Origin of the sequence: Streptomyces sp. NPDC048383 (assembly GCF_040651775.1) — a bacterium.
GTDB lineage: Bacteria > Actinomycetota > Actinomycetes > Streptomycetales > Streptomycetaceae > Streptomyces.
In genome coordinates, this window is record NZ_JBEZKS010000016.1 from 94,913 (window position 1) to 120,108 (window position 25,196).

The following is a 25,196-nucleotide window of genomic DNA, read 5'->3' on the forward strand; positions in this document are numbered from 1 at the left end:
GCCGTTCCTCCGCTTGCTCTGCGCTCCGCGTGCGCCGCGACGGCCGATCGTCGCACGGCCCGCGGCGCGCAGCCGTCCCCGAACCGAACCGAAAGGTGCCCCGATGTCTTCCCCGTCGCCGTTCCCGCCCCCGTCGGACGCCCCCGGCCCCGACGTCCGTCCGCTGCTGATCCTGATCAGCCCCATGGACCACGAGACCCGCGGCCACCTGCTGGAATCCGTGGCGCACGAGCACCGGATCTGGCTGTTCTCCGACCGGGAGCCCGGCTGGGAGGCCCCGTTCATCACCGGGCACACCCTCGTCGACACCCTGGACGCCGAGGGCATGACCCGCCACGCCGGTCCCGTCGGCGCGGACGCGATCCTGTGCTGGGACGAGACGCGCATCCTGCCGGCTGCCCGGGTGGCCCGAGCCCTCGGTCTGCCCGGGCTCACCCCGGAGGCGGTACTGACCTGTCGCGACAAGCACCTGACCCGTCTCGCGGTGACCGCGGCCGGCGGCCCCCAGGCCCGCTCCACGGCAGTGTCCACACTGGACGAGGCGTACGCGGCGGCCGCTCGGACGGGCTACCCCGTCGTGGTCAAGCCACGCGCGTTGGTCGGCAGCACGGGCACCCGGATGGCCCGCACGCCCGAGGAACTCGCCGCGATCTTCCCCGGCATCCGCGGGACCACCATGGTCGAGGTACGGGAGCGCTTCGAGCAGCCCGTCCTCGTGGAGGAGTACCTCGACGGCCCCGAGATCAGCGTCGACGCCCTGATCTGGGACGGTGAGGTCACCCCGCTCTTCGTGGCCCGCAAGGAGCTGAGCCCGCCGCCCAACTTCGAAGAGGTGGGCCACGGCGTCGACGCCGCCGACCCGCTGCTCGCCGACCCCGAACTGCTGCGGGCGCTGACCACCGTGCACGCCGCCGTCGGCATCACCCGCGGCTGGACGCACTCGGAGTGGCGCCTCACCGCCGGCGGCCCGGCTCTGGTCGAGGTCAACGCGCGCAGCGGCGGCGACTTCATCTCCTACCTGGGTTTGCTGGCCACCGGATGGAACGCCGGCCTCGCCGCCGCCTCCCTGGCCCTGGGCAAGCACCCGGAACAGGGCGCCGCCCGGCACGGCGCAGCCGCCGTCCGCTTCCTCTACCCCGAGGTGGAGACCGTCGTGGGCCGGGTCACCATCGACCGGGACCGGCTCCCCGCGGCCATCGAGATCGCCCGGGTCGTCGCCCGGCCCGGTCACGTCCTGGAACTCCCGCCCGCCTCGCACACCGGCCGCTACGCCATGCTGGTGGCCGCCGCCGACACGGCGGACGCCTGCCGGGCGGCCCTGGACGCGGCCGAGGACGCCGTACGCCTCGAAGCGGCTGCCCCGGTCACCGCAGCGCGATGAGCGTGGACGAGGGCACGCGGAACGCCGCCGGGATGGAAGCGGTGGGCATCGCGCGCACCTGGCGCGAAGCCCCCCTGCCCGTCAAGGCGGTGATCGCCGGGATCATGGTGAACCGCCTGGGCGGCTTCCTCCAGGTGTTCCTGGTGCTCTACATGGTGGCGGGCGGCTTCCCCGTGGTGCGGGCGGGCTTCGCCCTCGCCGCACACGGCGCCGGCGCGGTCGCCGGGATCCTCCTGGGCGGCTGGCTCGTCGCCCGGATCGGCGTCCGGGCCTCGATCGTCTCCTCGATGACCATCAACGCCGTCCTCACCGCAGCCCTGCTGTATGCCCACTCCTACCCGGTGCTGCTGCTGCTCGCCGCGGGCACCGGCGCGGCGAGCCAGGTCTACCGGCCCGCCTCCGCGGAGCTGGTCAGCCGCCTGACCAGTGAGCAGCGCCGCGTGATGGTCTTCGCCATGTACCGGCTCGCCACCAACGTCGGCACCACCGCCGCCCCGCTGATCGGGGCGCTGCTCGTCGCCCACTCGTACGCCCTGCTCTTCTGGGCGGAGGCGGCAGCGGCCCTGGGCGTCGCCGTGCTCGCGCAGCGGCTGCTCCCGAGCGACCGGCCCCCGCGCTGTACGGCCGCCCCGTCGGCGCGGCCGCGGGGGACCGGCACCACCGGATACCGGGCCGTGCTGCGCGACCGGGGTTTCGTCCTGTTCCTGCTGGCCATCCTGGGCTTCTCCGCCGTCTACACCCAATACTTGTCGACGCTGCCGCTCGCCGTGCGCGCCCACGGCTTCGACGTCTTCGTCTACGGCGTGCTCGTCGCGGTCAACGGGGCCATCGTCATCCTCTGTGAGCTGGTGGTCACCCGGCAGGTACAGCGCTGGCCCGCCCGAGTGACGAGTATCGCGGGGATCCTGGCCGTCGGCGCGGGCCTGACGGCCTACGCCCTGCCGCTGGGCCTCGCCGGACTGGTGCTCGCCACCGTGGTGTGGTCCGTCGGCGAGATCATCGGCTCCCCAACGATGACCGCCTACCCCGCGCTGGCCGCGGCGCCGGAGAACCGCAGCCAGTACCTCGGCGCCTCGCAGGCGATGTTCGGCGTCGGCTCCGCCGTGGGTCCCGCCGCCGGGGTCGCCGCGTGGGCCTTGATGGGCGACGCCGTCTGGCTGCTGTGCGGGGCCGTCGCGGTGCTCGCGGCGCTCGCCGCCCACTTCGGGATGCCGGCCTCGCCGCGCCGTACATCCCCCTCGGACAAAGAGAGTTGAGAGAACGTGTCACCGGTTCCCCGCAGAAGTTTCCTCACGGCGACCTCAGGAACGGCCCTGACCGGAGCGCTGCTCCTCGACGGGTTCGCCGCCCCGCCCGCCCGGGCCGAGGCGCCGTCGCCCGATCCCGTACCGCCGGCCCCGGCCGCCGCGGAGGCCGGCGAGCACGTGTCCCTGCGCTTCACGGACGCCACCAACGGCGCCGCTACCGCGACCGCCGGCGGGGACCGGGTCGTCGCCGAGGTGCAGGGCGTCCTGTGGGCGGTGCCCCGGGACGGCTCGGCCGCCACCGCGCTGACCCCGCCGGACCTGGAGCCGAACCGGCCGGTCTTCTCGCCGGACGGCCGCCAGGTCGCCATGAGCGCCTACCGGGACGGGGCTTTCCACATCTGGCTGATGCGGGCGGACGGTTCCGGTCTGCGCAGGCTCACCGACGGCCCCTGGGACGACCGGGCGCCCGCCTGGTCCCCGGACGGCCGCACCCTCGCCTTCTGCTCCGAGCGCGGCGGCGACCCCGTCGCCGGCGCCCCGTACCGCATCTGGACCGTGTCCGTGCGCGACGGCGCCCTGACGCAGGTGACCGGCCTTCCCGGCCAGGACGGGCCCGGACAGGACCACCCGTGGGAGGACTTCGACCCGGCCTGGACCGCCGACGGCTCCCGGCTGCTGTTCGTCCGCGCGGGCTGGACCGCTCCCGTGCTGACGGCCCGTACGCTCGTGTCCGCCGCGGCCGACGGGAGCGCGGCGCGCGTCGAACACACCGCCGCCGAGGGCAACCTGCTGGCTCCCGCCGTCTCCCCGGCGGGGCGCACCGTGTGGCTGCGGAGCACACCCGGGCCACCGAAGACCGAGGCGATGGCCCTGTTCGTGGACGGCCGTCAGGTGGCGCTGGACGCCGAACTCGCGCCCGCCCCGCCGCGCTGGATCGACGACGAGCAACTGCTGCTGACCGTCGGCGGCCGCTTTCGGGTGATCCGCCCGCACCGCGACGACCGGGGGCACGAGATCGCCCTCGACGCAACCCTCCGGGTCCGCCGGCCCCGCTACACGGTCAAGGAGTACGCGCTGGAGGCCGAGACCTCCCGCCCGGTGCGCGGCATCCACCAGCCGAGTCTGTCCCCGGACGGGCGCGGCATCACCTTCGCCGCGCTGAACGCGCTGTGGGTGGTGGGCGTCTCCGGCGGCTCCCCGCGCAAGATTCTGCAGAGCCCGCCCACCGCCTACGTCCAGGGCCCGGTGTGGTCCCCTGACGGCCGCGCGCTGATCTGGACCGACGACCGGGACGGACTGGGCGCGGTGCGCCGCCGCGAGCTCGACGGGGGAGCGGAGAGCGTCCTCGCCCCCGGCGGCCGTGTCCACGGGGTGCCCTCGCCGGACGGGACCCGGCTGGCCTGCCTGGACATGGCGGGCAACCTGCTGGTGCGGGAGCTTTCGACCGGCGCCGAGCGGGTGCTGGCCACCCCGCTGGGTGGCGGCGGGCTCCCGGGCCGGCCGAGCTGGTCGCCCGACGGCCGCTACCTCGCCCTCTGTGACCGCAACCGGCTCAACTTCCGCTTCCGCGAGGGCCACAACCTCATCCGTGTCGTCGACACGCACACCGGCGCGGCCCGCCTGTACGGCCTGGCCCCGCACGTGTCCCTGTCCGACCGGTACGCCTCGGGGCCCGTCTGGTCCCCGGACGGGCGGGCGATGGCCTGCGTCAGCGAGTCCGCGCTGTGGCTGCTTCCGGTGGGCCCCGACGGCGCCCCTGCGGGCGAGGCCCGCCTCCTGACGGAGGAGCCGGCCGACCACCCGTCCTGGTCGGGGGACTCCCGGACGCTGCTCTACCAGTCCAGCGGCCGGCTGCGACTGCTCGGCATCGACGCCGCGGGCGCGCCCGCCGGAGCCCCGCGCACCGTGCCGGTGTCGCTGACTTACAGGCGTCCCACCCCTGTCGACACGGTGGTGCACGCCGGACTGCTGTGGGACGGCACCGGATCCGCGCCGCGCGCCGACGTGGACGTGCTCATCAGCGGCGGCCGGATCACCGCCGTCGAACCGCACCGTCCGGGCCGCGCCGCCGTCCGTACCGTGGACGCCTCCGCGCGTACGGTCCTGCCCGGCCTGTGGGACTCGCACGTGCACCCCTGGCAGTACACCTACGGCGCCCGCCAGGGCGCCCTCCAACTCGCGTACGGCATCACCACGGCCGTCTCCCTCGGAGGCTTCGCCTACGAACAGGCTCGGCTGCGCGAAGACATCGCCGCGGGCTTGCTGGCGGCCCCCCGGCTGCTGGCCACGGGGGAACTGCTCGACGGCTCGCGCGTGGGCTACAGCATGGGCCGCGCGCACCGCACCGACGAGGGCTTCGCCCGCTCCCTGGCCCGCGCGGACGCGCTGGACTGGGACTTCGTCAAGACGTACGTGCGCGCCCCCTACCGGCAGATGGCCGCTGCCGCCCGCCACGCGCACGAGCGGCTGGGCGTGCTGAGCGGTACGCACCTGTGCGCCGCCGGGATCCAGTCCGGGATGGACCTCACCACGCACCTGTTGTCGACCGACCGCGCCGAGTACGGGCACGGCGCGAGCGCCGAGGGCCACACCCACCAGGACACCCTGGAGATCTACAACCGAGGCCGCTTCGACCTGATCGCCACCCCGTTCACCGCGATGGCGCTGATCGGCGCGCACCCGGAGGTGGCGCAGGACCCGCGGGTGACGGCGATGATGCCGCCTTGGGACGTCTCCGTCGTCCAGGGGCTGGCCTCCCGGCCGCCGACGGACGGTGAACTGGCCGTACTGGAACGCGAGGTCGACGCCTACCGGCGGGTGGCGCGCGGAGGCGGCCGGCTGGTGCTGGGCACCGACGCGCCGCTGTCCCCGGTCGGGCTGCACCTGCACATGGCCATGCGAGCCCTGCACCGGTACGGGCTCTCGCCGGCCGAGGTGCTGACCACGGCCACCCTGTCGCCCGCCCGGGTCTTCGGGGCGGACCGGCACCTGGGCACGGTCGAGCGGGGGAAGCTGGCGGACCTCACGCTGGTCGACGGTGACCCCTTCGAGGACTTCGCCTCCCTCATCCGTACGGTCGGTGTCGTTCGGGGCGGGGTCCTGCACGAACGGGCCGCGCTGGAAGGGGCCTTCGGTGGTCCGCGGGCGAGCCGGGCGGCCGCCCCTGCGGCGCCTACGGGCGGCTGGGCGGCAGTCACCGAGCAAATGGTCAAGGACGGCTGCTGCGAGGACCACCGCGTGAAATGACGGCGCCCATGCCGAGCACCGGGCCCCGGACCCTGATCGAGATCCGCTCCCTGATCGACGCGCTCGACGGGGAGCTGGTCGGCCTCCTCGCCCGGCGCCCGCGGCTGGTGCGGGCGGCGGCGGGCGTCAGGGCCGACGGACGGGCCGTACGCGCCCCCGACCGCGCGGAGCGGGTGATTGCGGCCGCCCGGGCCGGGCCGGGTCTGCGGGGCTGGCCCGAGAGGTCGCGGACGCTGCGCCGGCATGGCTTCACGCCGCAGCGTCACGCCCGCCGCTCCTACCGGCAGCAGGACGCACAGGTGCGAGCCTGGCTGGAGGAGGCGTACCCGGCGATCGCCGCACGGGCCCGCCGGGAGAAGGCCGAGCTGGTGGGGGCTGATCAGTGCGGCCTGCGCTCCGACACCCCGCCCCCAGAGGCGACCGGGAGATCCCCTTGCCTCTCACCAGGACGCGTCTGACCAGCGAAGAGCTGGACTACCACGAGACGCACGACGCGACCGACACGGTCACCGCCCGCACATGGATCGACGCCTTCGACATCTGCGTCGCCAGCGGTCTGGTGCGGGACTGGGAACGGGTGATCGGCCTGCTCCTGCGTAACGACTTCGCTCTGCACTGCGTGACAACCTGCCCCACGCCGGCCGGGACTCCGTCTCCGAACCGGACGACCTCGCGCACATGGACGCCTCGTGCGGCTACCTGACCCCGGCCCGGGGTCACCTGCCCCGCGACTGGCCGCAGGTGACGCTGACGAAGCCTTCGACGGACGAGCGACTGGACGCTGCCCTTGCCCTGGACGCCGCCCACGCGGTGGGTCCCGACCAGCGCCTGCTGCGCGTCCTGCTCGCCGACGATCAGAGCACTTTCGAGCGGGCCTTGGACGAACGACCGGCGCAGCACCGTGCCGGTGCCGGTGCCGGTGCCGGTGAGAATCCCGCGCCCGGAACGCTGCTTCCCTTGGGCGCGATCACCTTGGTCGCACTCGCCGTGCAGGTTCATGGCTGGGACCTGCAGACCAGGTCCGCCTACCTGCCGACCTCGCTCCTGAAGCCGCCTGCCCCTGTCGGCTCAGCTCCTGACCCGGCACGCCGATCAGACGGGTCGTCGCCCGGCCGCCGAGCTACCGCGGGTCCACTTCCGCGTCGACGTACCCGAACTCGCGTGCCCCTGCGTCGCCGGCGCTCGAACGCCCGCGTCGCCGAACGCAAGATGTCCAATTCGGCGTCAAGCGCACCGCACACCAGCTCTGGCCGCAGCCCACACGCGACCCAGCCGAATCCGTGGCCACCGCCCCGCACCACAAAACGGCTCCGATCAACCCACCAGTGAAGGTCCCACGCGTCTGGGATTCCTAAGTCGCTGGTATTGAGGCTGGGTAACACAGTTGCGTCAGGCTTCGAGGCGGGCTCGGGCCTCCCTGGCCGTCCGGCGCTTGAGAGTGCGCCTCTCGTCTTCGGTCAGGCCGCCGCACACACCCATGTCCTGGCCCTCTGCGAGGGCCCACTGCAGGCATTCACTCAGGACCGGGCATCCTCGGCATACCGCCTTCGCCTCCTCGATCTGGAGCAGGGCCGGGCCGCTGGTGCCGATGGGGAAGAACAGGTCCGGGTCTGCCTGTCGGCAGGCGGCTTGGTGGCGCCAGTCCATCGTCGTGCCTCCGTTCGCGTTGCCGGGTTGGTTCTCTGACCGCCTGGCCGATATCGCCGGCTCTATGCAGAGCATCGGCCGCGTCTTCTCTTCCTCCTCCCTTTTTCTCAACTGTTCTCAACGGCCGGCTATGGGTTCGTTTGGTGCGGGCGTGAGGGGTAGACGGGACGCATGTTCAGGCATCGACGTGTGCGTACGGCTGTGGTACTCGTGATCAGCTGGGTGGTGTTGGCAGCTGTCGAGCGCTGGGGCGAGGACGCGTCCTGGTCGAAGGCCGTCCTCAGCGGGCTGCTGTGGGCGGTCGTGGTGACCGGCGTCTGGTGGTTCGCCGAATGGACGCAGGCGAGCCGGCCCCGCGACATGCGGCGGTCGGAGCTCCGCCGAGCGAAGGTGGATCAGGGGCGCTAGACCGCGCCGGGGGCGGGGTCGGCCAAGGCCAGGAGCTGCGACACCGTCACGCAGGTGTAGCCCCGGGCGCGGAATTCAACGTGCCAGTACTGCAGTCTGGCGATTGGATACGACGGCCGGGGCAGTGACGTGCCCACCGCCTGGGATGCGGGCTGCCGTCGCGCGGGTGACGTGGGCTGTGACCCCGGTGCCGTGACGAGTGCGTCCCTTTTGCGAGCCGCTACGCAACTCGTGGCAATAGTCACCCCCACGGAGGCACACCACGGACGACGCGGCACCCTGCTGGAGTTTGCCGACGGAGGACCCTTGAGCCTCGGATCCTTGAGCCTCGCCAACTTGAAGTCACAGGTCAAAGGCTTGTGTGATCGGCTCTAGGGGTGCTCGCGCTGGTCGTGGCCAACAGCCGACGGAGCAGATCGTCTGGAGCCGTACGAGCTGATCGAGGTGCCACGACCTGGTACTCCATGAGGTTCCCCTCGTAGCGTGGAGGCGGTGACAGCAGGGGATGTTGGTTGTCATGGCGGAGAAGCGTCGCAAGTTCACGGCGGAGTTTCGTAAGGGGGCGGTACGGATCGTGACGGAGACCGGGAAGCCGGTCCCCGAGGTCGCGGAGGACCTGGGGATCAACGAGACGACCATGGCGGGCTGGGTCTCGCGGGCCAAGCGGGCGGATAGGGCCACGCCGGAGGACAAGGACGCGTTGATCGCCCGGCTGACGGCGGAGAACGCGGCGTTGAAGAAGGAGAACAAGGATCTGGGGATGGAGCGCGATGTCCTCAAACGCCGCATGGTCGTGCGGGTGAAGTAGCTGCGGCGGACCCGGCCGCCGTGGCTGGGTTGATCAGCAACAACAGGACCGAGCACGGCGTTCCGCACACCGAGCGTTTTCAGTGGGCGTGAGTCCGTTTCTGGTAGCGGCCTCGTCCGGGTTGGGTGAGGAAGTCTTGGCGGGTGAGTCGTCCGAGACGGCTGCGGGTGATTTGCCCTGGTCGGCGGGGTTGTGGCGGACGACCTCGACGTCGATGTCCAGCAGTGCGCCGTGGATGATGACCGCTTCCTTGAAGTCCTGGTCGACCAGGGCTTTCTCCAGGCGCATTCCGCACCGCTCGGCGGCCTGGTCGGAGCAGGGCGATGCCGGCGGCGTTGTCGTGCTCCGAGGCGGCCATGGCGACGACGCCGATGATCGGAAGCGCACACAGTGCTTCCGTTCCCCACTCCGAACGACTTCACCGACGGCTTCCATATCGCGTACTGGCAGCGCCCGGAGCACTACCCGGATCCCGTCATTCGACAGGCCGGTTCCACATTCGCCCAGCTGCCCGCGTCCGTGGTCGAACCGGCGATCGAGCGACTGCGCGCAGACCTGGCTGCAGGAGCCTGGCACTGCGGCCATGCCGACCTGCTGACCCAGGACTCCGTCGACTACGGCTACCGCCTGCTCATCGCGGGCCAGCGATTCCGGCACGGTGTGCCGCAGGCAAGTGCCAAATGCCGAAAATGTCAGTGGTTGGAGACACCTTGTATGTCAGAGCTGATCTCGTCGCAGTTGTGCATACGTCCGCTCGCCGTGCGCGTCAGTGATGTCGATGGTGATGCTCTCCCACTCCTCGACGGGTTCCTCCGGGACTACCCCCAGCTGGTACTCGGACTCCGCCAGGAGCTGCGCGGTCACCCGAACGCCGGTGAGGCGCTCCGCCAGCGCCATGACCGCCGCCTTCGTGTCGATGCTTGGATCCGTGTCCCCGGAGGAGTTGAGGCCGACCGCCCCCATCATGGCGTTCAGTTCATCGGGGGTGCTGCCAGACCGGTCCGCCGGCCATTCGAAGGTGGTCCGCAGCTCGCCGCCCTCATACCAGTGGAAGAAGTCCATGGGCTTCCCCCCGTTGCTCGAATGCGAGACAGCACGCGTTCCGGCGGACAATGCCTCCATGAGGCGCGGGCGGGTGCCCAGATCGCCGCCGAACTCCAGGGCGAGCGTCCACTCACCGCCCTCGCCCGGCACAGTGAACGCTCCCGCGAGGAAGGCATCGGGCCACTCCTCGAACTCGTCGAGAAACTCCTGCTGTTCGAAGATGAGATCGCTGAGCCCCTCGCACTCCTCATCGCGCGGCTCGGCCCCCACGATCCGGAACAACTCCGAGGGTGAGATCCCGCGCACCAGCGTCAGGGTGTACCCGACCTCCAGCCCGTAGGCGAACGGCGAGGCCGGGGAACGTATCCAGTGGTAATCGGCTGCGGTGGCGGAAGTCATGCAGCGCATCCTGTCAGCGCCCTCTGACACCGGGTGTGTCGGCCGACAAGCGTCTCCTCGACGCCACCACCAGCTACTGACACACCTCATGTCGTAACGACTGACGGCACCTGTCGAAACCCACTGTGTCAGGCGACCCGAGAACCAGTGGTGGGCGACATTGGAAATGCAGTAGCTCGGACAATGTGAGGACAGGGGCGCCGCCGACTCAGACGGATTCCGCCCGCAGGTAAGAGAAGTCCCTGCCCAGCACAGCGTCCTGATCCCGGGGCGCCCCGTCGGAGAATGCCGGCCAGGCCCGGTCGAGGTCGTCGCGCCGGACGGGGCAGGGCACCTGGGGGCTCAACCTGATGACCATTGGAGGGACTCCCGCCTGCTCGTACGCGGCAAGCTTGTGGTGCCCGTCGAGGAGGTAACCCACCCAGCTTTCGGCGGTGGGGAACAGCACGACCAGCGCCGGCAGGTCGCCCCCGGCGCGGATACGGTCGCGGTAGTGGCGCACCGTTCTGTGGTCGTGGGGCGGCCACGCGTCGGTGGTCACCAGCGCGAGTTCCTCGTCGGCGTACCAGCCGTGGACCTGGAGGGCGCGCGGGTGGACCACCCGCAGGTGGTGCGGAGCGACCGCGGCAGTCATTACGTACCGCCCGGAGGCGAGCAGCGACAGCAGCGGGCGCAGGCATTCCGGATCCGGTGGCTCGGCCCGGCCGGTGCGCGGATCGGGCACGAGGCCGGGGGCGCTGAGCCACTCGGTGAGGTACTTGACCTCGCAGAGCCCGGGGCCGTCCGTGCCCGCGCGGGCTGCCAGCCAGCCCACGCTGCCGCAACCGTCGTTGGCTTCCAGAACACCGGATCGCCGGCCAGCAGGAGCAGGCTGCCACCCTCGTCGCCTGTCACTTCGATGACGCCGTGTCCGTCGGGCACGTCGAAGGACACGGAGGGAGGAGGCGGCGGCGGTCGTCCGATCATCTGGCGATCGTATGGGCGGCCACCCGTGCCACACCGGACAGGGGGAGCGCTGGACTTGTCGCAGCCGACGACAGCGGGAGACCCCGGGCACCCGTCGGTTGATGTGCGGTTCGCGGCAGCCTGGGGGAGGCGCGACGTCCTGGACGCGATGGTGGTGCATCCTGATTTGGTGGCCGAGATCAGCGCCGACCGGTCCGTCGACCACGGCGTGTTCCGGCACCCACTCAGGTTCAAGCGGCCGCGCCTGGACGTGACGCCCGAGGACGTCCCGTCGTTCGGTGCGGGCCCGGCAGCAGCTGCTGGCTGAAGTGGCAGGAGCCGGGGTCGCGGTAGTCGCCAGGGCGGATGATCAGCCCTGCTTTGAACATTTTCATGGTACTGCCGTATCAACAATGTGGTACGTTCGTATTACGAAGAATGGATCTTCCCGGAGGTGCCCCGCGCCCGAGAACACGACCCGAGTACGCCCGGGACATCAGCCACTACGTGAGCGACGAGCTGCGCGACCTCTACTTCGCCACCTGCGACGTCCTCTACGCGAAGGGAGCACCCGTACGCTCCGAGACGGACGTCGAGACGAGGTTCGACACCACCCACGTCTACCGGTACGGCCCCGCCGACCCGGCAGCCGAGTCACGCACGCCCGTGGTCCTGATACACGGTTCGGGAGGCTGCTCCGCCCAGTGGTACCCCAACACCCTCGCCCTCAGCGCCGAGCGCCCCGTCTATGCCCTCGACACTCCCGGCGACCCCGGCCGCAGCGTCCAGCGCGAATCGATGTGGCAGCCCGAGCGCGCGGCTCAGTGGATGGAGGAGGCCCTCGACGCGCTGGGCCTCGACAAGGTCCACCTGGTCGGCTCCTCGTACGGCGGCTGGCTGGTCATCAACCAGGCCCACCGCCGACCCGAGCGCCCTCGCATCGGTGACCACCCTCGACCCGGGCGGTCTGGAGAAGGTCGGCCTGCGCTTCTTCGTCTGGACATCTTTCTGGAGACCGATCGCTCGTACTGCGCGCGTTCAGTGAGGCCGACGTCGACCGCCTGATCGCGCTGGACAACGATCCGGAAGTCATGCGCTTCATCAACGGCGGTCGGCCCACGACCCGCGAGGCGATCCGGGCACAGACCTTGCCCACGCTCCTCCATGAGTACCCGTGCTTCGCGACCCGCGGCTACTGGGCCGCGCAGGAGAAGGGCACCGACACTTTCCTGGGCTGGTTTCGAATTTCGCCCCCTGGACGGCCGGAGCCCGGCCGTGGTGGAACTCGGCTACCGCCTGAACAGGGCCGCCTGGGGCACCGGCTACGCAACCGAGGGATCACGCGCTGTGATCCGCAAGGGATTCCCGAACCTCGGCGTGGAGCGGGTGACCGCGAACACCATGGCCGTCAACCTGGGGTCCCGACGTGTGATGGAGAAGGCTGGCCTGTCGTTCCTCCGGAACTTCACCGGTGACTGGTCGCAGGCGATCGAAGGATCCGAGCAAGGCGGAGTCGAATACGAACTCACCCGGGCCGAGTGGAAATCACGTTCGTAGGAGTCAGCCGCTCAGCCGCAGGTCCGCGGGCGCCGCTCCGACGGCACTTTGCCCTCCAGTGATCCACCACGACAATTGATCGAGGAAACCTTCCGGCGCAGAGAGGTTTCGCTGATGTGGGGGCGACCGGCAGGTGGGTTTTGGATTCGCCGACCTACGTCTCCCATGAGGGGCAGTGGCTCCAGAAAAGGCGGCAGGTTCCCGGAGGCGTCCCCGGCCCTCGTATCGAAACGGATGCCCAGCTCGCGGACCGCACCGTGAACCGGACCTCCCCATCCGTGAGCACCACATGCTCGACCCGCACCCCGACATCCGACAGCAGAACGTCCGCGACCTGCATCCCACCCGTCACACCCAATTGATGCCCAACAGCCCCCAAATTGGTGACAGAACCCGGAAAGTGATCCACAAGCACTTTTCAGCCGACGCCGACACGACCAGCACGCCTTGGGACGGGCTGTATCCCGGCCTGCGGCGGCTGGGACGGGCGCCGTATGGGTGGTGTCACCCGTTCGCCTGCCGTATGGAGCCGGGGTCGGCTCGCACGCGTGTTGTGCTGCCTTGACGGCCTGTCGGCCGCAGGTGGGAGCGGTCGGGCATCGGGGCCGCTCTGCCGGACAGCGAAGGAGGACTGATGTCTCGTTTCCAGGACAGCCAGCGAACCGGAAGCATCATCGTGGCACTGCTCTGCGCGGTGCTCCTGAGTCAGGCCGCACTGACCGGCTCCGGCGCGCATGCGGCCGCGCGCATCATGAAGCCCCCTGTCGACTGGGATGCGATCGCCCGATGCGAGTCGGGCGGCAACTGGCGGGCCAACACGGGCAATGGACACTACGGCGGTCTGCAGTTCACCCAGTCGAGCTGGAGGACGGCGGGGGGCCGCCGGTACGCCGCCCGAGCCGACCTGGCCACGAAGTCGGAGCAGATCGCGACGGCCAGGAGGCTGGCCGCGGTGCAGGGCATGGGGGCGTGGAGCTGCGCCCGTCGGTAGCAGCCGGGCGGCGGTCCCGTCAGCGATGTCCTTCACCCAGGCATCGGACGTCATCCTGGCGTCGCGGTTACAGCTGACCGGGGCGCAGACCGCGAGCGAACTGCACGACATGCTCGCCACTGCCACCCGCAGCATCAGCTGGGACCCCCGTACCCTCGGCCCGGACATCGCCCTGGACGTCATGCTTGGCAGGCGCCAGTACCGGGCCCTGCACGATGACCACCTCAGGGGCTGACCAGGCTCCTGCTCGACGCCGCCGAAACCATCGGCGCGCCCGCTCACCCGTCCGGATCACAAGATCGGAGACAGAACCCGGATCTTCACGTTCACGCAGTCCACGAACAGAACCGGATAGACCGCGTCGAGCGGGCGGGTGCGCCAGTCGGCCATGGCGTCCACGGCCTTGTCGGTGATGGTGGAGACCGTCTCCCTGGAGGTCTCCATGCCGTAGGTCTCGGCGAGATGCGCGACGATCTCCCCGGAGGTGAGCCCCTTCGCGGTCAGCGGGAGGACCATCTCCTCCAGGCCGCCGGTGCGGCGCGCGTACTTCGGCAGCAGGCCGGAGGCGCAGGTGTCCAGCAGGTCCCTCGGGACCTGCACCGTCACACTGCCGACCTCCGTCATCACCGTCCGGGACCGGTAGCCGTTGCGGGCTTTGCCCCCGGACCGGGAGCCCCGGCCGCCGGTGCGGACGGCCTCCTCGGCCAGGTGCAGGTCCATCTCCGCCTCGACGGCGGCCTGCATCAGATGCCGGGTGAGTTCAACCAGCAGGCCGCCCTCGCCCATCAGCCGCAGCCCGCCGTCGCGGACTTTGCCGGCGGCGACCTCGGCCGGCTCGTCCATCAGAGCGGGGCTCAGGCCGTGCGCGGCCGCCGCTTCCCGGCTCGCCGCTGTCGTCTTGGATGCCACACCAGCACCGTCAACACTCGCATCCCGCACCCCAACCGACACGCCGTCAGCGCGCTCGGTCAAGTGACCAGTCATCGCGTCCATCAGGGGTCCCTTCAGAGCGGGTGTCCACCTGATTCATGACACTCCCGTGTCAGTCAGGCACGGTCAGGACGCGTTCGGCGTGGGGGAGTGCGTGGATGTGGGTGGCTTTCCCTGTCAGCGGCAGGAAGGAGCGTAGGGGACAGCAGGCGGGCGTGTGGTCGTCGTCGACTTCCCAGCTGAGCAGGGGCGCGAGGTGGGTGTGGCTGGTGGAGACGGCGTAGAGGGTGCCGGAGCAGCCCTGGCACACCAGCGATGCGTGGATCATGTGATTGTCCACGGCTGATCGGGGCCCACATTGCCTTCAGCGGGCTGGGGGCTTCCTCCCAGGTGGAGCTGGCGCAGGGTGGTTTCCGTCTCCTGCTTGAGGTGTTCGAAGGATGTCAGGCGCTGCCACTGGGGGTCGAGGAGGCAGGGGACGGTGGCGCCGCGAGCGGCCCATTCCTCGGCGAGTTGTGTGTACAGAGGCGTGGCCTGGTCCAGGGCCTCTGCGACGATCTGGGCACGGGCGTGTGCGGGGCGGCGGGGAGGCCGACGGGGCGTCTGCTCCGGGATGCGAGCCTCGGCTCTGCGCTTGCCGCTCCCCACCTCGGCCAGGCGGCTGGAGGTATCCCAACGATCATCCGTCACGACCGTCGTAACGATTCTTCCGGCCCGTAGGACACCCCTTCGGACGGGTACCCCTGTGATGTGCTCAGGTCCCCTGCCCCACAACAGGTGGCGCAGGCTCCAGAGGTGACAGCAAGCCCCCTCGGCCGCCCTGTCCAGGCAGCGGCGCAGGGGGAGGACTGATGCCCGCCCCGATCCCTCGATGGGTGCGTGGTGCGGCACGGCGCGTGCTCGTCTTCTATGGTGACAGGGTGTGTGGGCGTGTAGCGTCTGCGTCAGCTGTCGTGGTTCGGAAGTTCCCCTTTGCCCACGCGTTCGGCGTGGGCGTTTTGCTGTGCTGTGCCGCAGGAACCAGGGCGATCACCTCCGCCTTCCGCACGTTGCGGGAAGCAATCATCGACTGGAAGGCACGAGACATGGCTACGGGAACTGTGAAGTGGTTCAACGCTGAAAAGGGCTTCGGCTTCATCGCCCAGGACGGCGGCGGCCCGGACGTCTTCGCCCACTACTCCGCGATCAACTCCTCGGGCTTCCGCGAGCTGCAGGAGGGCCAGGTCGTCACGTTCGACGTCACCCAGGGCCAGAAGGGCCCCCAGGCCGAGAACATCAACCCGGCCTGACCCTCACCACCCTCCTGCGGACCGCGGGACAGCGCTCGGCGCGTGCGGGCTGCCTCGTGCAGCACTCCGTACGTTGAAACTACCGGGTACCGAATCGAGCGCGGGAGCCGTTTTCGCTGGCCGGGCAGGTGACTGCGGAGCATCCAGATCGTTGTGCCGAGCGCTTATCGGGGTGTTGGCTCCTTCCGCTCGGCGGCAACCCCCGCCAGCCGCGCCTCCGGCGCCCGTGCCGCCCCTGGCGACACCCATCCCCCGAAATCAGGACCATGACCCCGCCGTACGCAACCGAGAATCAGTTGCTGGCCGCACTGGCCGTCATGGCCATCGCCGCGCCCCGGCCATACCTCCGAGATCTATCCCGGCACCATCCACGGGTTCACCCTGTTCGACACCGATGCATTCAACCCTGCTGCCGTGCAGCGTCATTGGCACTGCCTGCTGCCCCTGCTGGACGGCGCCCTGGCAAACGGTTCGAACTCACGGCCCCGGAGTCCTGAGGCTGATGATTTCCTGTCCGGTGATCGAAAATGAGTTGATCGTTCGTGCTTCAGGGACCGTGCAACTGATCTGCGGTCACGTTCAGTTGCACTGGTACTGCGGACGGATGACGGATGCGCAGGTGTGTGTTCGGCTTGCCGAGGGGTCCGGCGTCCGAGCACCTCGCTTGAGAGCCGACCCCGCAGCCCCCTTCGGGCGAGGCCTTGCTGAGCAAACGGCTGCCCGGCGGCTGACCGCACCCGCCGCCGAGACAGCCGACCCCGCAGCCCCCTTCGGGCGAGGCCTTGCTGAGCAAACGGCTGCCCGGCGGCTGACCGCACCCGCCGCCGAGACCGGTGATTCCACCGATGTGCTCCTTCCGAACGCGCCGTGACAGTGGTCCCGCCAACGAAAGCGGCGGAGCTCACCCCCTTCGGCGCGTCGCCGGGGACCGGCGGGCGGGCTCCGCCACGACCGAGAGGACGACTCCGTCGTGCATCAGCAACACACCGAGAACGCGCTCCGACCCCGCCGCGGCGGCGACGCCACCGCCTCGAAGGGCCGGTCCGCCGACCCCACCGGCGTCGGGAGCGCGCGGCTCCGTCCGCTCGTGTCCGCCCTGGCCGCCCTCGTGACCATCGCCGGGCTCGCCTCGTTCACGGCATCCGGTGCCCAGGCCGCCACCAATCCGTACGAGCGGGGCCCCGCGCCGACCACGTCGAGCATCGAGGCCGTCCGCGGACCCTACGCGGTGTCCCAGACCAGCGTCTCCTCCCTGGGCGTCACGGGCTTCGGCGGCGGCACCATCTACTACCCCACCACCACGGCTGACGGCACCTTCGGCGCCGTGACGATCTCACCCGGCTACACCGCCGGCCAGTCGTCCATGGCCTGGCTCGGCCCACGACTGGCCTCCCAGGGCTTCGTCGTCATGACCATCGACACGCTCACCACCCTCGATCAGCCCGACAGCAGAGGCCGGCAGCTCCTGTCCGCCCTCGACTACTTGACCCAGCGCAGTGCCGTCCGCGCCAGGATCGACAGCAGCCGACTCGGGGTGATGGGCCACTCCATGGGCGGCGGCGGAACGCTGGAAGCCGCCAAGTCCCGTCCCTCGCTGCAGGCGGCCATCGCGCTCACCGGCTGGAACCTCGACAAGTCCTGGCCCGAGATCCAGACACCGACCCTCGTGGTCGGGGCCGACGGTGACACCATCGCACCCGTGCTCACGCACTCGGAACCCTTCTACACGAGCCTGCCGAGCTCGCTCGACAAGGCGTACGTGGAACTCAACAACGCCACGCACTTCACTCCGAACACCTCCAACACCCCCATCGCCAAGTACAGCGTCGCGTGGCTCAAGCGGTTCATCGACAACGACACCCGCTACGAACAGTTCCTCTGCCCGCTGCCGAGCCCCGGCCCGACCATCGAGGAGTACAGGGGAAACTGCCCCCATACCTCCTGAACCGCCCCCCGGCCGGTGGAGGCAGTGCCCTCTCGGGCCCTCCACCGGCTGCGCCAAGGCTTCCGCCATCGTTTACACAGAAGTAACCTCACCGGCGTGACCGGACAGACGACCGTGGGAAGTCCTTGCCGGATATACGGCCGGACGACCGAAACGGCAGCCGTGGAAGCCCTGTCGGACCAACTCCGGTCCCGACGCGGAGGGGCACTGCTCCTCGCCGCGGAGCCGGGACTGGGCCGCAGCGCTCTTCTGACCCGGGCCGCCGACGAGTTCACGGTCGGACCCGTGCTGCGCCCCCGCCCCCTCCCGCACAACCCCCGCCCCTACGGCGGCATCCACGCGCTGCTGTGCGCGGCAGCCGAGGAGTGGGACGGGGCGCCGCCACGCTATGCGTTCGGACGAGGCTCGTCGGCGGCCGACCTGCCCGAACTGCTACGGCAGTACGCCCCCGGAGACGAGCCACCGCTCGTCTGCGTGGACGACGTACACCTGTGGGACGCGCCCTCACGCGCCGTTCTCGGCGCGGCGGCGCGACACCCCGACCCGGACCGTCCGCTCGGGCTCCTGCTCACGATCACGGAACACCGGGCGGACGACCCCGACTTCACGGGGCTGCCCCTGGTCCGCCTCGGCCCCCTCGATGACAGCGCGGCAACCGCTCTGCTGCACGACCTCACCGGTGCGGCCGTGGACACGTCCGTACGCGCGGAGCTGCTGTCCGAAGCCGAAGGGAACCCCGCCGTCCTCGTGGCCCTCGCCCAGCGCCTCACCCCGGACGAACTCGGCGGCCACCGCCCGCTGCCCCGCCCCCTCGTGGACGGCGCCGCCCTGTGGGCCACCTTCGGCAGCCGCCTCGCCCCCCTGCCGGCGCCTACGCGACACCTCCTGCTCCTGGCGGCCGCCGCCCACGAAACCGACCCCGAAGCCGTCGGCGCGGACGCCGCGCTGGTCCTGCGCGCCGCCCGCGAGGCCGGACTGGACCCCGCCGCACTCGACCCCGCCGAGACGGCGAAACTCGTACACCACGATGGCCACCGCGTCACGTTCGGCAGCTCCCTGCTCCGGCGGACCGCCTACACCGGCGTGCCGTCCTCCCAGCGCCGGGCCGCTCATGCCCTGCTCGCCACTGTCATCGACGCCGACCGGTACCGACTGCGCCACCTCCTCCACCTCGCCCTGGCCGCGCAAGGCCCCGACACCCCCCTCGCCGCCGACCTCGTCGCAGCGGCCGCTCCCGGCACGCCGACGTCCGGGATGGAACGCTCGGCCGCCCTTTCCCGAGCCGCCGAACTCACCGCCCACGAGGAGGCCCGTACCGCACGCCTGACCGCCGCGGCGGAGTACGCCCGCCTCGCGGGACACTCCCGCACGGCACGACGGCTGCTGGCAGCCACTCGGGACGGCACGTCCCCCGACACGGTGCACGGGCGCACGGAACTCGTCCGGGGCAGCCTCGTCCTGAGGGACGGACCGGTCGGGGACGCCTACCAGGCGCTGCTCATGGCCGCGGAGCGGCTCGGCCCGTCCGACGCGGAAGCCGCCCTGGAGGCCAGGATGGAAGCGATGGACGCGGCGTGGGCCGCGGGCGACGCCGACGCCTGCCTCTCCGCCCTCGCCGAGACACCCCTCCCGGCCCTCCCCGACGACCTCACCGTCACCGAGGCGCCGCCGTCTGCGGCTGTCCCGTACGCCCTGGCCCGACACGGGACGCACGTACGGTCGGACCCACCGGTCCCGCCCCCTTCGCACGATCCACGGCGCGACTACCGAACGGGCCTGCGCACCGCGCTCGCCGGACACCTGACCGAAGCCGCGCCGGCGCTGCGCCGGGTGGTCGACCGTGCGCTCCACGACGACGACCCCACCCGCCTGCTGCGGGCCGGCGTGGCCGCGCTGGTACTCGGCGACATCCCGGCAGCATGTCGGGCCAACGCCCGGGCCCTGGCCGTCTCGCGAGCCAGAGGGCTGGCCGCCCTCACCCCCCGGATCCTCGAACACCTCGCGTACGCCGAGCTGCGCGCCGGTCGGCACGCGGGGGCCAGGGCTCACGCGCAGGAGGGCCTCCGCGCCGCCCACCGGGCCGGCCAGCGCAACGTGGCCGCCGGTCAGCACGCCATCCTCGCCCTGGTCGCCTCGGTCGAGGACGACGCGGCCGCCGTCGCCGGGCACGCCGGTGCCGCCGTGGAGATCGCCCGCCCGCACGGCCTCCTCCAGACCGTCACCCTGGCCGAATGGGCCTCGGCGCGCGCGGACCTGTGCCGCGGCAGGCCCTTCGAGGCCGCCGCCCGGCTCGGCCCCCTGACCCGACCGGGGCCCGGACGCGGCCACTTCGCCGTACGCATGCTCGCCCTGCCCTGCTTCGTCGAGGCCGCCGTGATGTCCGGGGCCACGACGGAAGCCGGCGCGGCAGTCGAGGAGTTCGCCCGCTGGGCCGCCCAGGGCGCCGACCCGCAAGCACCGGCGCAACTGGACCGGTGCCGCGCCCTGGTCGCCACGTCGGACGACACCGCCGACGCCCACTACGCTCTGGCGCTGACCCGGCACGACACGGCGCACGGCGACTTCGAGCGGGCCCGCACCCAGTTGCTGTACGGAAAGTGGCTGCGCCGCCGACGCCGTCCCGCGGAGGCGAGGAACCGGCTGCGGGACGCGCTGGTCGCCTTCGAGCGCTGCGGGGCCCCGGCCTGGGCCGAGCAGACGCGCGCCGAGCTGCGGGCCACCGGTGACTCCTCCGCCCCCGCACCGGCGGGCGGCCTGGCCCGGCTGACACCGCAGCAACTGCGCATCGCGCGCAGCGTCGCCGAGGGCGCCACCAACCGTGAGGTGGCGCTCTGCCTCTCGGTCAGCCCCCGCACCGTCGACCACCACCTGCGCAATGTCTTCGCGCTGCTGGGAGTGCGCTCGCGGACGGAACTCTCCCGGCTCGTGCACCACGCGGAAACGGGCGGCGCCCAACCCTGAGGACCCCGCCCTCGCGCTCCCGCCCGACCACCCGGTCGGTCCTCCGACCACCATCGCGCACGGCGCCCCGGGAAGGACGCGTCACTGTGCTTCGCGCCTGACTGAACCTCCGTCCGCACCGATCCACCAACTGCCTGCAAGCAGATGACCCAGACGGGTGTCACATGCGGAGACCCGTCCGGATGCACGGTACTCAGCCGGACGGTCTTCTCATACGCCCATCTCACCCGCGCGTTTCTGCAAGAACGCCTCGGTCGACGGGTCAGGCGCCCCGGGCCTGCGGGCTACTCCCGTGGGACTGGGCCGGCCAGGCCGTTCTCCCAGGCCCAGGCGGCGATGCCCACCCGGTTACGGACCTTCAGCTTCGCCTGGACGTTGGCGATGTGGGTCTTGGCGGTGCCCGCCGAGATGAAGAGCTTCTCGCCGATCTCGGCGTTGGTGAGGCCCTCGGCGACCAGCCGGGCGATCTCGCCTTCCCGGGCGGTGAGAGGTGACAGGGTCGTGGGCGCTGCCGGGGCGGGGGCGAGGGTCTGGAGCAGCCGGACCGTGATCTGGGGGCTGATGAGGATGTCCCCGGCCATCGCCGCCCTGACCCCCTCGATCAGCAGCCCGGGACCCGAGCGCTTGAGCAGGAACCCGCAGGCGCCGTCGTGCAGTGCCGTACGTACGTAGTCGTCGTGGTCGAAGGTGGTGACGACGAGGACGCGCATCGGGTCGGGTACGCCGGGGCCCGCGAGGCGCCGGGTGAGTTCGAGGCCGTCCAGGCCCGGCATGCGGATGTCGGCGAGGACCAGGTCAGGGCGCAGGGTGCGGGCGAGGTCAACGGCGGTGAGGCCGTCCGCCGCCTCGCCGACCACGGTCATATCGGGCTGCGAACCGAGAATCAGGCGGAAGCCGCTGCGTACGTCCTCCTGGTCGTCGGCGATCAGGATGCGGGTCGGGCCGAGGGGCGTCGTCACGGGGTCTCTTTCGGGAGCGTGGCAGGCAGGACGGCGGTGAGCTGCCAGCCGCCGTCGCCGTGCGGCCCCGCCGAGAGGGTTCCACCGAGGGCTTGGGCGTGCTCGGTGAGGGCGGGGAGGCCGAGGCCGCCCCGGGAGACGCGGCGGCGGGCCGGGGCGGAGCGGGCACCGCGGTCGTTGGTGACCCGGATCTCCACGGTGGTGGCCGTGGGGGTGAACGCGACGGTGGCGCGGGAGGCGTCGGGGGCGTGCCGGCGGATGTTGGTCAGCGCTTCGACGACGATGCGGTACGCGGCTGAGCCCGCCTCGCGGGAGAGCGCCTCCGTGACCAGGGGAGGCAGGTCCAAATGCGCCTCGGTGGCTCCCGCTGAGGTGAAGTTCTCTACCAGCCAGGGCAGTTGGGACACATCGGGGAGCGGCTCGGTGGCGGGTGCCTCCGGACCGTGCAGCATATGTACGGTCCGGTCCATCGCGGCCAGGGCGCTCAGGCCCGCCTTCTCGATGCGTTCCAGGGCGAGCACCGCCTGGGAGGGGTCGGTGGTGGCGACGAAGCGGGCCGCCTGGGCCTGGACGACGATCCCGCTGATGTCATGGGCGACGAAGTCGTGCAAGTCGCGGGACAGCTGAAGACGCTGGGCGCTGCGGGCTTCGGCCACCGCGCTCCGGCGACGCAGTTCCTGGCGGCGGGGGTAGGCGCCGGCCGCCACCGCGGCGGCTACGGGAAGTAGCCAGAAGGTGGCGATTCCGATGTATTCCAGGAAGGACTCACCGGTGACCAGCGGCAGCGGCCAGAGGGTCACCGCGAGGGCGGTCAGCGGGAGGGCCGACTTGAGTTCGCGCAGGGGTGACCAGCGGGTGACCACGGCCAGGAGGAGGAGCAGGACGGCGGTCTCCGCCAGCTTCCAGCCGGAGCCGAAACCGGCCTTCGGCAGGGCGAAGCTGGTGATCAGGGAGAGGACTGCGCAGACCGTGGTCGGGCGGGCGAGACGGCCGAGCCGCTGACGAACTGCGGCACGGGGGCGGGCAACGACCCACACCAGCGTGCCTGCGGCCGCGAGAGACGGCAGCGCGCCCAGCACCTTGACGGCCGGGCCGGTTGATTCCCACATGATGATCAGCGTACGGGTGTGCGATGCGGCGGGGCTCTCTGCCGAACGGCATAGGAGGGCCGGGCGGTCGGCGCGATCTTTATGCCGATCGGCGGATGGGATCAAAGAACTTCAGGGATGAAGCTTGAGCCGTTCAATCGACCACGGCAGCACAAACACCCTCCAAAGCACGGGAGTTCCTCATGCGCGTCACCGCAATCGGCGCTACAGCAGCCATCGCCGTCCTCGCCGGGCTGGTCGCTGCCGGTCCCGCTCCTGCAGCCCCGGCTGCGTCCGTCGAGAAGAACCCGGCGAAGACCGCGAGCGTCCATGGGGAAGCGCGAATCTCCTACATCGAGTCGATCAACGACGACATCCGCTTCACCATCCACGCCGAACAGACGCCGTTCACCCGGCCGGTGCCCCCCAATGCCCCCGAGGGGCTGCCCACAGATGCCCGGGGCACGCTGAAGTTCTCCCACACCCCCCGGGGCGGAGCCACGGGGTGGGCGGAGGCCCGGGTGGACTGCCTGGTCACCAGCGGCCGGACGGCGACCCTGACCGCAGTCGTGACGAAGTCGAACGTAGAGGAGGTCGGCGCCCGGCTGGGCATCAGCGTCCAGCAGGGCGGAAAGGGCGAGCCGGACCGGCTCGGCTTCTCCTGGGGGGTGGTGAACGTCGACCCCGAGCACGTCGACGAGAACGGCCGGCCTGTAAGGCCGCAGGCCGGTACGTGCATGGCCCCCGCACCGTTCACGACCGTGATCAAGGGCGGCTTCAAGGTGGTCCACGCCGAGATCACCAAGTCTCCCGCGCAGCCCGAGGCGGCGATCCGCCGTGGCTGAGACCCTGGCCGGGACGCCCGTACTGGCAGCGCCGCAGGTCCCCCGTTCGGTCCGCCTGGTGGCGCACGCCGCCGCGCTGACCCTGGTGCCGTCCGGGCTGTGGCGTATCGCCGTCGCTCTGGGCTGGGACTCCGGATTCACTGATGAGGTCCTTCGCCCGGAGAACTTCCCGGGCAAGGGGTCCCCCCATCTGATCGGACTCAGCCTGTTCGCCGAGGCGCTCGGGCTGCTCACCCTGGGCCTAGTCCACAGATGGGGCGAGGAACTTCCGCGCTGGGTACCGGTCCTGGGCGGCCGGAGAATTCCCGTATCGGCCGCGGTGATCCCTGCCTCGCTCGGTGCGGCGCTCGTCACCCTCATCACGTTCACCGGTGCGTTCGGCTGGAACGATGCGGACAACATGGGCGCCATCGGATTCCCCGACGGCGGGCGTTACTGGCTGATGACCGCCTGCTATCTGCCACTGCCGGCCTGGGGGCCGCTGCTCGCGGTAGCCACGGTGGCCTACTACCGACGTCGGCGTCGGGGTCGCTGAGTCCGGCCGTCGGCAGGTCCTGGAACATGTGCTCGGACCGCGCTCCGGAGGAGCGATCAGCCCGCGCGGACAGGCTAAGGGCTGTCCCGTAAAGATCTTGAAGTGGCCTCGGGCATGGTGGGCCGCCGTGCGGCCCGCTTGCCTATACGGCGGGAGCGAGGTTGTGCATCCGGGCGATGCCGAGCACGGCGTGGTGGACGCCGTCGCCTTCAAGGCGGCAGTCACGGAGGATCTTCCAGGTCTTCATGCGGGCGAAGACGTGCTCGACTCGGGCGCGGACCCGTTTGTGGGACCGGTTGTGCGCTTCCTTCCACTCGGGCAGACCTTCGCCCTCGCGCCGGCGGTGGGGCATGACGAGTCCGGTGCCGGGATAGCCGCCGTTGGCGATCGTGTGGTCTTGCCGACGGCGGCTTTGGCGCCGGATTCCTCCCATGCCTTGCAGTCGTTGCGGTTTCCGGGGAGCGGGCGGCCGATCATCACGACGAGTCGGGTGTCGGCGTCGATGACCACCTGGTGGTTGGTGGAGTATCTGTAGTTCTTCGATTGCTCGGCGATGGTGTGGTCGCGGGTGGGTACCAGGGTGCCGTCGACGATGAGCAGGGTGTTCTTGGCGAACCTCTTGCGGGGCTGGAGCGCGAGCATGGGCCCGATGTGGTCGATGATGCGGTCGGCGGCGGACTTCGAGACCCCGAACACGGGCCGAGCTGGCGCATCGTCAAGTGCGTGCGCCAGTAGACCGCGACCAGCAGTACCCGGTCCTCCAACGGAAGGCTCCATCGCCGGCCCTTGCGGACCGAGTCCGCACCCTCGCGCCGCAGCATCGCTACCAGCTTCCCGAAGCAGCGCGGGCTCAGCCCCGCGAGCGGGGCTGTCCAAGACGGCTCCGACGCCGTGATCACACCAGCACAGCAAGATCATTTCAGCGCGGACGGGCGAGAGACAGCGTGCTCGCACGATGGAAATCAGGCGAT

At 71.0% G+C, this 25,196-nt stretch carries 24 protein-coding genes and 5 pseudogenes; 18 read left to right on the forward strand and 11 right to left on the reverse strand.

The annotated features are described in order from the left end of the window. Positions 1-103: 103 nt before the first annotated feature. The 5 genes from AB0D46_RS14255 to AB0D46_RS14275 all read left to right on the forward strand — a co-directional run bounded on the left by AB0D46_RS14255 (position 104) and on the right by AB0D46_RS14275 (position 7,203). A complete protein-coding gene (locus AB0D46_RS14255; RefSeq protein WP_362877597.1) occupies positions 104-1,381 on the forward strand; it encodes an ATP-grasp domain-containing protein in 1,278 nt (425 codons plus the stop codon). Further along, a complete protein-coding gene (locus tag AB0D46_RS14260; RefSeq protein WP_362877598.1) occupies positions 1,378-2,637 on the forward strand; it encodes an MFS transporter in 1,260 nt (419 codons plus the stop codon). Before AB0D46_RS14255 ends, AB0D46_RS14260 begins: the two co-directional genes overlap by 4 nt. Positions 2,638-2,643: 6 nt before the next feature. Next, positions 2,644-5,874, forward strand: coding sequence for an amidohydrolase family protein (locus AB0D46_RS14265; protein WP_362877599.1), 3,231 nt, complete (start codon positions 2,644-2,646; stop codon positions 5,872-5,874). A gap of 8 nt (positions 5,875-5,882) precedes the next feature. After that, positions 5,883-6,332, forward strand: a complete 450-nt coding sequence (locus tag AB0D46_RS14270; protein WP_362877600.1) for a chorismate mutase — start codon at positions 5,883-5,885, stop codon at positions 6,330-6,332. A gap of 220 nt (positions 6,333-6,552) precedes the next feature. Beyond that, positions 6,553-7,203 carry an Imm49 family immunity protein gene (locus AB0D46_RS14275; protein WP_362877601.1) on the forward strand — a complete coding sequence of 217 codons (651 nt, stop codon included), beginning with the start codon at positions 6,553-6,555 and terminating at the stop codon, positions 7,201-7,203. 60 nt (positions 7,204-7,263) lie between these two features. Here AB0D46_RS14275 and AB0D46_RS14280 read toward each other — a convergent pair whose 3' ends face one another. Beyond that, the gene (locus AB0D46_RS14280; RefSeq protein ID WP_362877602.1) at positions 7,264-7,521 is read right to left on the reverse strand and encodes a WhiB family transcriptional regulator; all 258 of its coding nucleotides are present in this window, start codon (positions 7,519-7,521) and stop codon (positions 7,264-7,266) included. A gap of 189 nt (positions 7,522-7,710) precedes the next feature. Here AB0D46_RS14280 and AB0D46_RS14285 point away from each other — a divergent pair, with 189 nt between their 5' ends. Together AB0D46_RS14285 and AB0D46_RS14290 are read left to right on the forward strand one after the other, a co-directional pair. Then, positions 7,711-7,929, forward strand: a complete 219-nt coding sequence (locus AB0D46_RS14285; protein ID WP_362877603.1) for a hypothetical protein — start codon at positions 7,711-7,713, stop codon at positions 7,927-7,929. Between the two features lie 517 nt (positions 7,930-8,446). Next, positions 8,447-8,737, forward strand: a complete 291-nt coding sequence (locus AB0D46_RS14290; RefSeq protein WP_362877604.1) for a transposase — start codon at positions 8,447-8,449, stop codon at positions 8,735-8,737. A gap of 33 nt (positions 8,738-8,770) precedes the next feature. Here AB0D46_RS14290 and AB0D46_RS14295 read toward each other — a convergent pair whose 3' ends face one another. From AB0D46_RS14295 to AB0D46_RS14305, 3 genes are all read right to left on the reverse strand, one after another. Continuing rightward, positions 8,771-9,394 carry a hypothetical protein gene (locus tag AB0D46_RS14295; RefSeq protein ID WP_362877605.1) on the reverse strand — a complete coding sequence of 208 codons (624 nt, stop codon included), beginning with the start codon at positions 9,392-9,394 and terminating at the stop codon, positions 8,771-8,773. A gap of 60 nt (positions 9,395-9,454) precedes the next feature. Next, on the reverse strand, positions 9,455-10,180 hold the full coding sequence (locus AB0D46_RS14300) for a DUF6461 domain-containing protein (protein ID WP_362877606.1): 726 nt from the start codon (positions 10,178-10,180) through the stop codon (positions 9,455-9,457). Between the two features lie 208 nt (positions 10,181-10,388). Beyond that, on the reverse strand, positions 10,389-10,994 hold the full coding sequence (locus AB0D46_RS14305; protein WP_362877607.1) for a hypothetical protein: 606 nt from the start codon (positions 10,992-10,994) through the stop codon (positions 10,389-10,391). A gap of 207 nt (positions 10,995-11,201) precedes the next feature. Between AB0D46_RS14305 and AB0D46_RS14310 the strand changes: the two genes are divergently transcribed. The 5 genes and pseudogenes from AB0D46_RS14310 to AB0D46_RS14330 all read left to right on the forward strand — a co-directional run bounded on the left by AB0D46_RS14310 (position 11,202) and on the right by AB0D46_RS14330 (position 13,908). Then, a complete protein-coding gene (locus AB0D46_RS14310; protein WP_362877608.1) occupies positions 11,202-11,453 on the forward strand; it encodes a hypothetical protein in 252 nt (83 codons plus the stop codon). A gap of 110 nt (positions 11,454-11,563) precedes the next feature. After that, positions 11,564-12,125 (forward strand): annotated as a pseudogene (locus AB0D46_RS14315) (alpha/beta fold hydrolase); the annotation flags it as partial. 28 nt (positions 12,126-12,153) lie between these two features. Continuing rightward, positions 12,154-12,682: pseudogene (locus AB0D46_RS14320) on the forward strand (GNAT family N-acetyltransferase). A gap of 634 nt (positions 12,683-13,316) precedes the next feature. Next, a complete protein-coding gene (locus tag AB0D46_RS14325) occupies positions 13,317-13,673 on the forward strand; it encodes a transglycosylase family protein (RefSeq protein WP_362877609.1) in 357 nt (118 codons plus the stop codon). A gap of 25 nt (positions 13,674-13,698) precedes the next feature. Beyond that, positions 13,699-13,908 (forward strand): hypothetical protein, encoded by a 210-nt coding sequence (locus AB0D46_RS14330; RefSeq protein ID WP_362877610.1) that lies wholly within the window; start codon positions 13,699-13,701, stop codon positions 13,906-13,908. A gap of 56 nt (positions 13,909-13,964) precedes the next feature. On the opposite strand, the gene AB0D46_RS14335 is transcribed toward AB0D46_RS14330, so the two are convergent. Then, positions 13,965-14,582 (reverse strand): transposase, encoded by a 618-nt coding sequence (locus tag AB0D46_RS14335; RefSeq protein ID WP_362877611.1) that lies wholly within the window; start codon positions 14,580-14,582, stop codon positions 13,965-13,967. A 133-nt stretch (positions 14,583-14,715) separates the two neighbouring features. Beyond that, on the reverse strand, positions 14,716-14,931 hold the full coding sequence (locus AB0D46_RS14340; RefSeq protein ID WP_362877612.1) for a hypothetical protein: 216 nt from the start codon (positions 14,929-14,931) through the stop codon (positions 14,716-14,718). Positions 14,932-15,688: 757 nt separating this feature from the next. On the opposite strand from AB0D46_RS14340, the gene AB0D46_RS14345 reads away from it, so the two are divergent. The 4 genes and pseudogenes from AB0D46_RS14345 (at position 15,689) to AB0D46_RS14360 (ending at position 20,798) form a co-directional block, all read left to right on the forward strand. Then, the gene (locus AB0D46_RS14345) at positions 15,689-15,892 is read left to right on the forward strand and encodes a cold-shock protein (protein ID WP_008735947.1); all 204 of its coding nucleotides are present in this window, start codon (positions 15,689-15,691) and stop codon (positions 15,890-15,892) included. A 339-nt stretch (positions 15,893-16,231) separates the two neighbouring features. Then, positions 16,232-16,423: pseudogene (locus AB0D46_RS14350) on the forward strand (hypothetical protein); the annotation flags it as partial. A gap of 556 nt (positions 16,424-16,979) precedes the next feature. Beyond that, complete coding sequence (locus tag AB0D46_RS14355; RefSeq protein WP_362877634.1) at positions 16,980-17,837, forward strand: alpha/beta hydrolase; 858 nt, start codon at positions 16,980-16,982, stop codon at positions 17,835-17,837. A gap of 96 nt (positions 17,838-17,933) precedes the next feature. Beyond that, positions 17,934-20,798 (forward strand): LuxR family transcriptional regulator, encoded by a 2,865-nt coding sequence (locus tag AB0D46_RS14360; RefSeq protein ID WP_362877613.1) that lies wholly within the window; start codon positions 17,934-17,936, stop codon positions 20,796-20,798. Between the two features lie 179 nt (positions 20,799-20,977). On the opposite strand, the pseudogene AB0D46_RS14365 reads toward AB0D46_RS14360, so the two are convergent. The 3 genes and pseudogenes from AB0D46_RS14365 to AB0D46_RS14375 all read right to left on the reverse strand — a co-directional run. Then, positions 20,978-21,025: pseudogene (locus AB0D46_RS14365) on the reverse strand (hypothetical protein); the annotation flags it as partial. A gap of 57 nt (positions 21,026-21,082) precedes the next feature. After that, a complete protein-coding gene (locus AB0D46_RS14370) occupies positions 21,083-21,757 on the reverse strand; it encodes a response regulator transcription factor (protein ID WP_362877614.1) in 675 nt (224 codons plus the stop codon). After that, entirely contained in the window at positions 21,754-22,866 is a 1,113-nt protein-coding gene (locus AB0D46_RS14375) for a histidine kinase (protein WP_362877615.1), read from the reverse strand. The genes AB0D46_RS14370 and AB0D46_RS14375 overlap by 4 nt, the downstream gene beginning before the upstream one ends. 182 nt (positions 22,867-23,048) lie before the next feature. Here AB0D46_RS14375 and AB0D46_RS14380 point away from each other — a divergent pair, with 182 nt between their 5' ends. After that, entirely contained in the window at positions 23,049-23,690 is a 642-nt protein-coding gene (locus AB0D46_RS14380) for a hypothetical protein (RefSeq protein WP_362877616.1), read from the forward strand. After that, on the forward strand, positions 23,683-24,225 hold the full coding sequence (locus AB0D46_RS14385; protein ID WP_362877617.1) for a hypothetical protein: 543 nt from the start codon (positions 23,683-23,685) through the stop codon (positions 24,223-24,225). Before AB0D46_RS14380 ends, AB0D46_RS14385 begins: the two co-directional genes overlap by 8 nt. 142 nt (positions 24,226-24,367) lie before the next feature. Here AB0D46_RS14385 and AB0D46_RS14390 read toward each other — a convergent pair. Together AB0D46_RS14390 and AB0D46_RS14395 are read right to left on the reverse strand one after the other, a co-directional pair. Beyond that, a pseudogene (locus AB0D46_RS14390) lies at positions 24,368-24,819 on the reverse strand (transposase). Continuing rightward, positions 24,702-25,046 carry a transposase family protein gene (locus AB0D46_RS14395; protein ID WP_362877618.1) on the reverse strand — a complete coding sequence of 115 codons (345 nt, stop codon included), beginning with the start codon at positions 25,044-25,046 and terminating at the stop codon, positions 24,702-24,704. The pseudogene AB0D46_RS14390 and the gene AB0D46_RS14395 overlap by 118 nt, the downstream one beginning before the upstream one ends. Positions 25,047-25,196 lie beyond the last annotated feature (150 nt).

Coding starts and splice junctions, on each gene's coding strand:
- AB0D46_RS14255 (WP_362877597.1), top strand. CDS start 104: ATGTCTTCCCCGTCGCCGTTCCCGCCCCCGTCGGACGCCCCCGGCCCC.
- AB0D46_RS14260 (WP_362877598.1), top strand. CDS start 1,378: ATGAGCGTGGACGAGGGCACGCGGAACGCCGCCGGGATGGAAGCGGTG.
- AB0D46_RS14270 (WP_362877600.1), top strand. CDS start 5,883: ATGCCGAGCACCGGGCCCCGGACCCTGATCGAGATCCGCTCCCTGATC.
- AB0D46_RS14275 (WP_362877601.1), top strand. CDS start 6,553: ATGGACGCCTCGTGCGGCTACCTGACCCCGGCCCGGGGTCACCTGCCC.
- AB0D46_RS14280 (WP_362877602.1), bottom strand. CDS start 7,521: ATGGACTGGCGCCACCAAGCCGCCTGCCGACAGGCAGACCCGGACCTG.
- AB0D46_RS14290 (WP_362877604.1), top strand. CDS start 8,447: ATGGCGGAGAAGCGTCGCAAGTTCACGGCGGAGTTTCGTAAGGGGGCG.
- AB0D46_RS14300 (WP_362877606.1), bottom strand. CDS start 10,180: ATGACTTCCGCCACCGCAGCCGATTACCACTGGATACGTTCCCCGGCC.
- AB0D46_RS14325 (WP_362877609.1), top strand. CDS start 13,317: ATGTCTCGTTTCCAGGACAGCCAGCGAACCGGAAGCATCATCGTGGCA.
- AB0D46_RS14330 (WP_362877610.1), top strand. CDS start 13,699: ATGTCCTTCACCCAGGCATCGGACGTCATCCTGGCGTCGCGGTTACAG.
- AB0D46_RS14340 (WP_362877612.1), bottom strand. CDS start 14,931: ATGATCCACGCATCGCTGGTGTGCCAGGGCTGCTCCGGCACCCTCTAC.
- AB0D46_RS14345 (WP_008735947.1), top strand. CDS start 15,689: ATGGCTACGGGAACTGTGAAGTGGTTCAACGCTGAAAAGGGCTTCGGC.
- AB0D46_RS14375 (WP_362877615.1), bottom strand. CDS start 22,866: ATGTGGGAATCAACCGGCCCGGCCGTCAAGGTGCTGGGCGCGCTGCCG.
- AB0D46_RS14380 (WP_362877616.1), top strand. CDS start 23,049: ATGCGCGTCACCGCAATCGGCGCTACAGCAGCCATCGCCGTCCTCGCC.
- AB0D46_RS14395 (WP_362877618.1), bottom strand. CDS start 25,046: ATGCTGCGGCGCGAGGGTGCGGACTCGGTCCGCAAGGGCCGGCGATGG.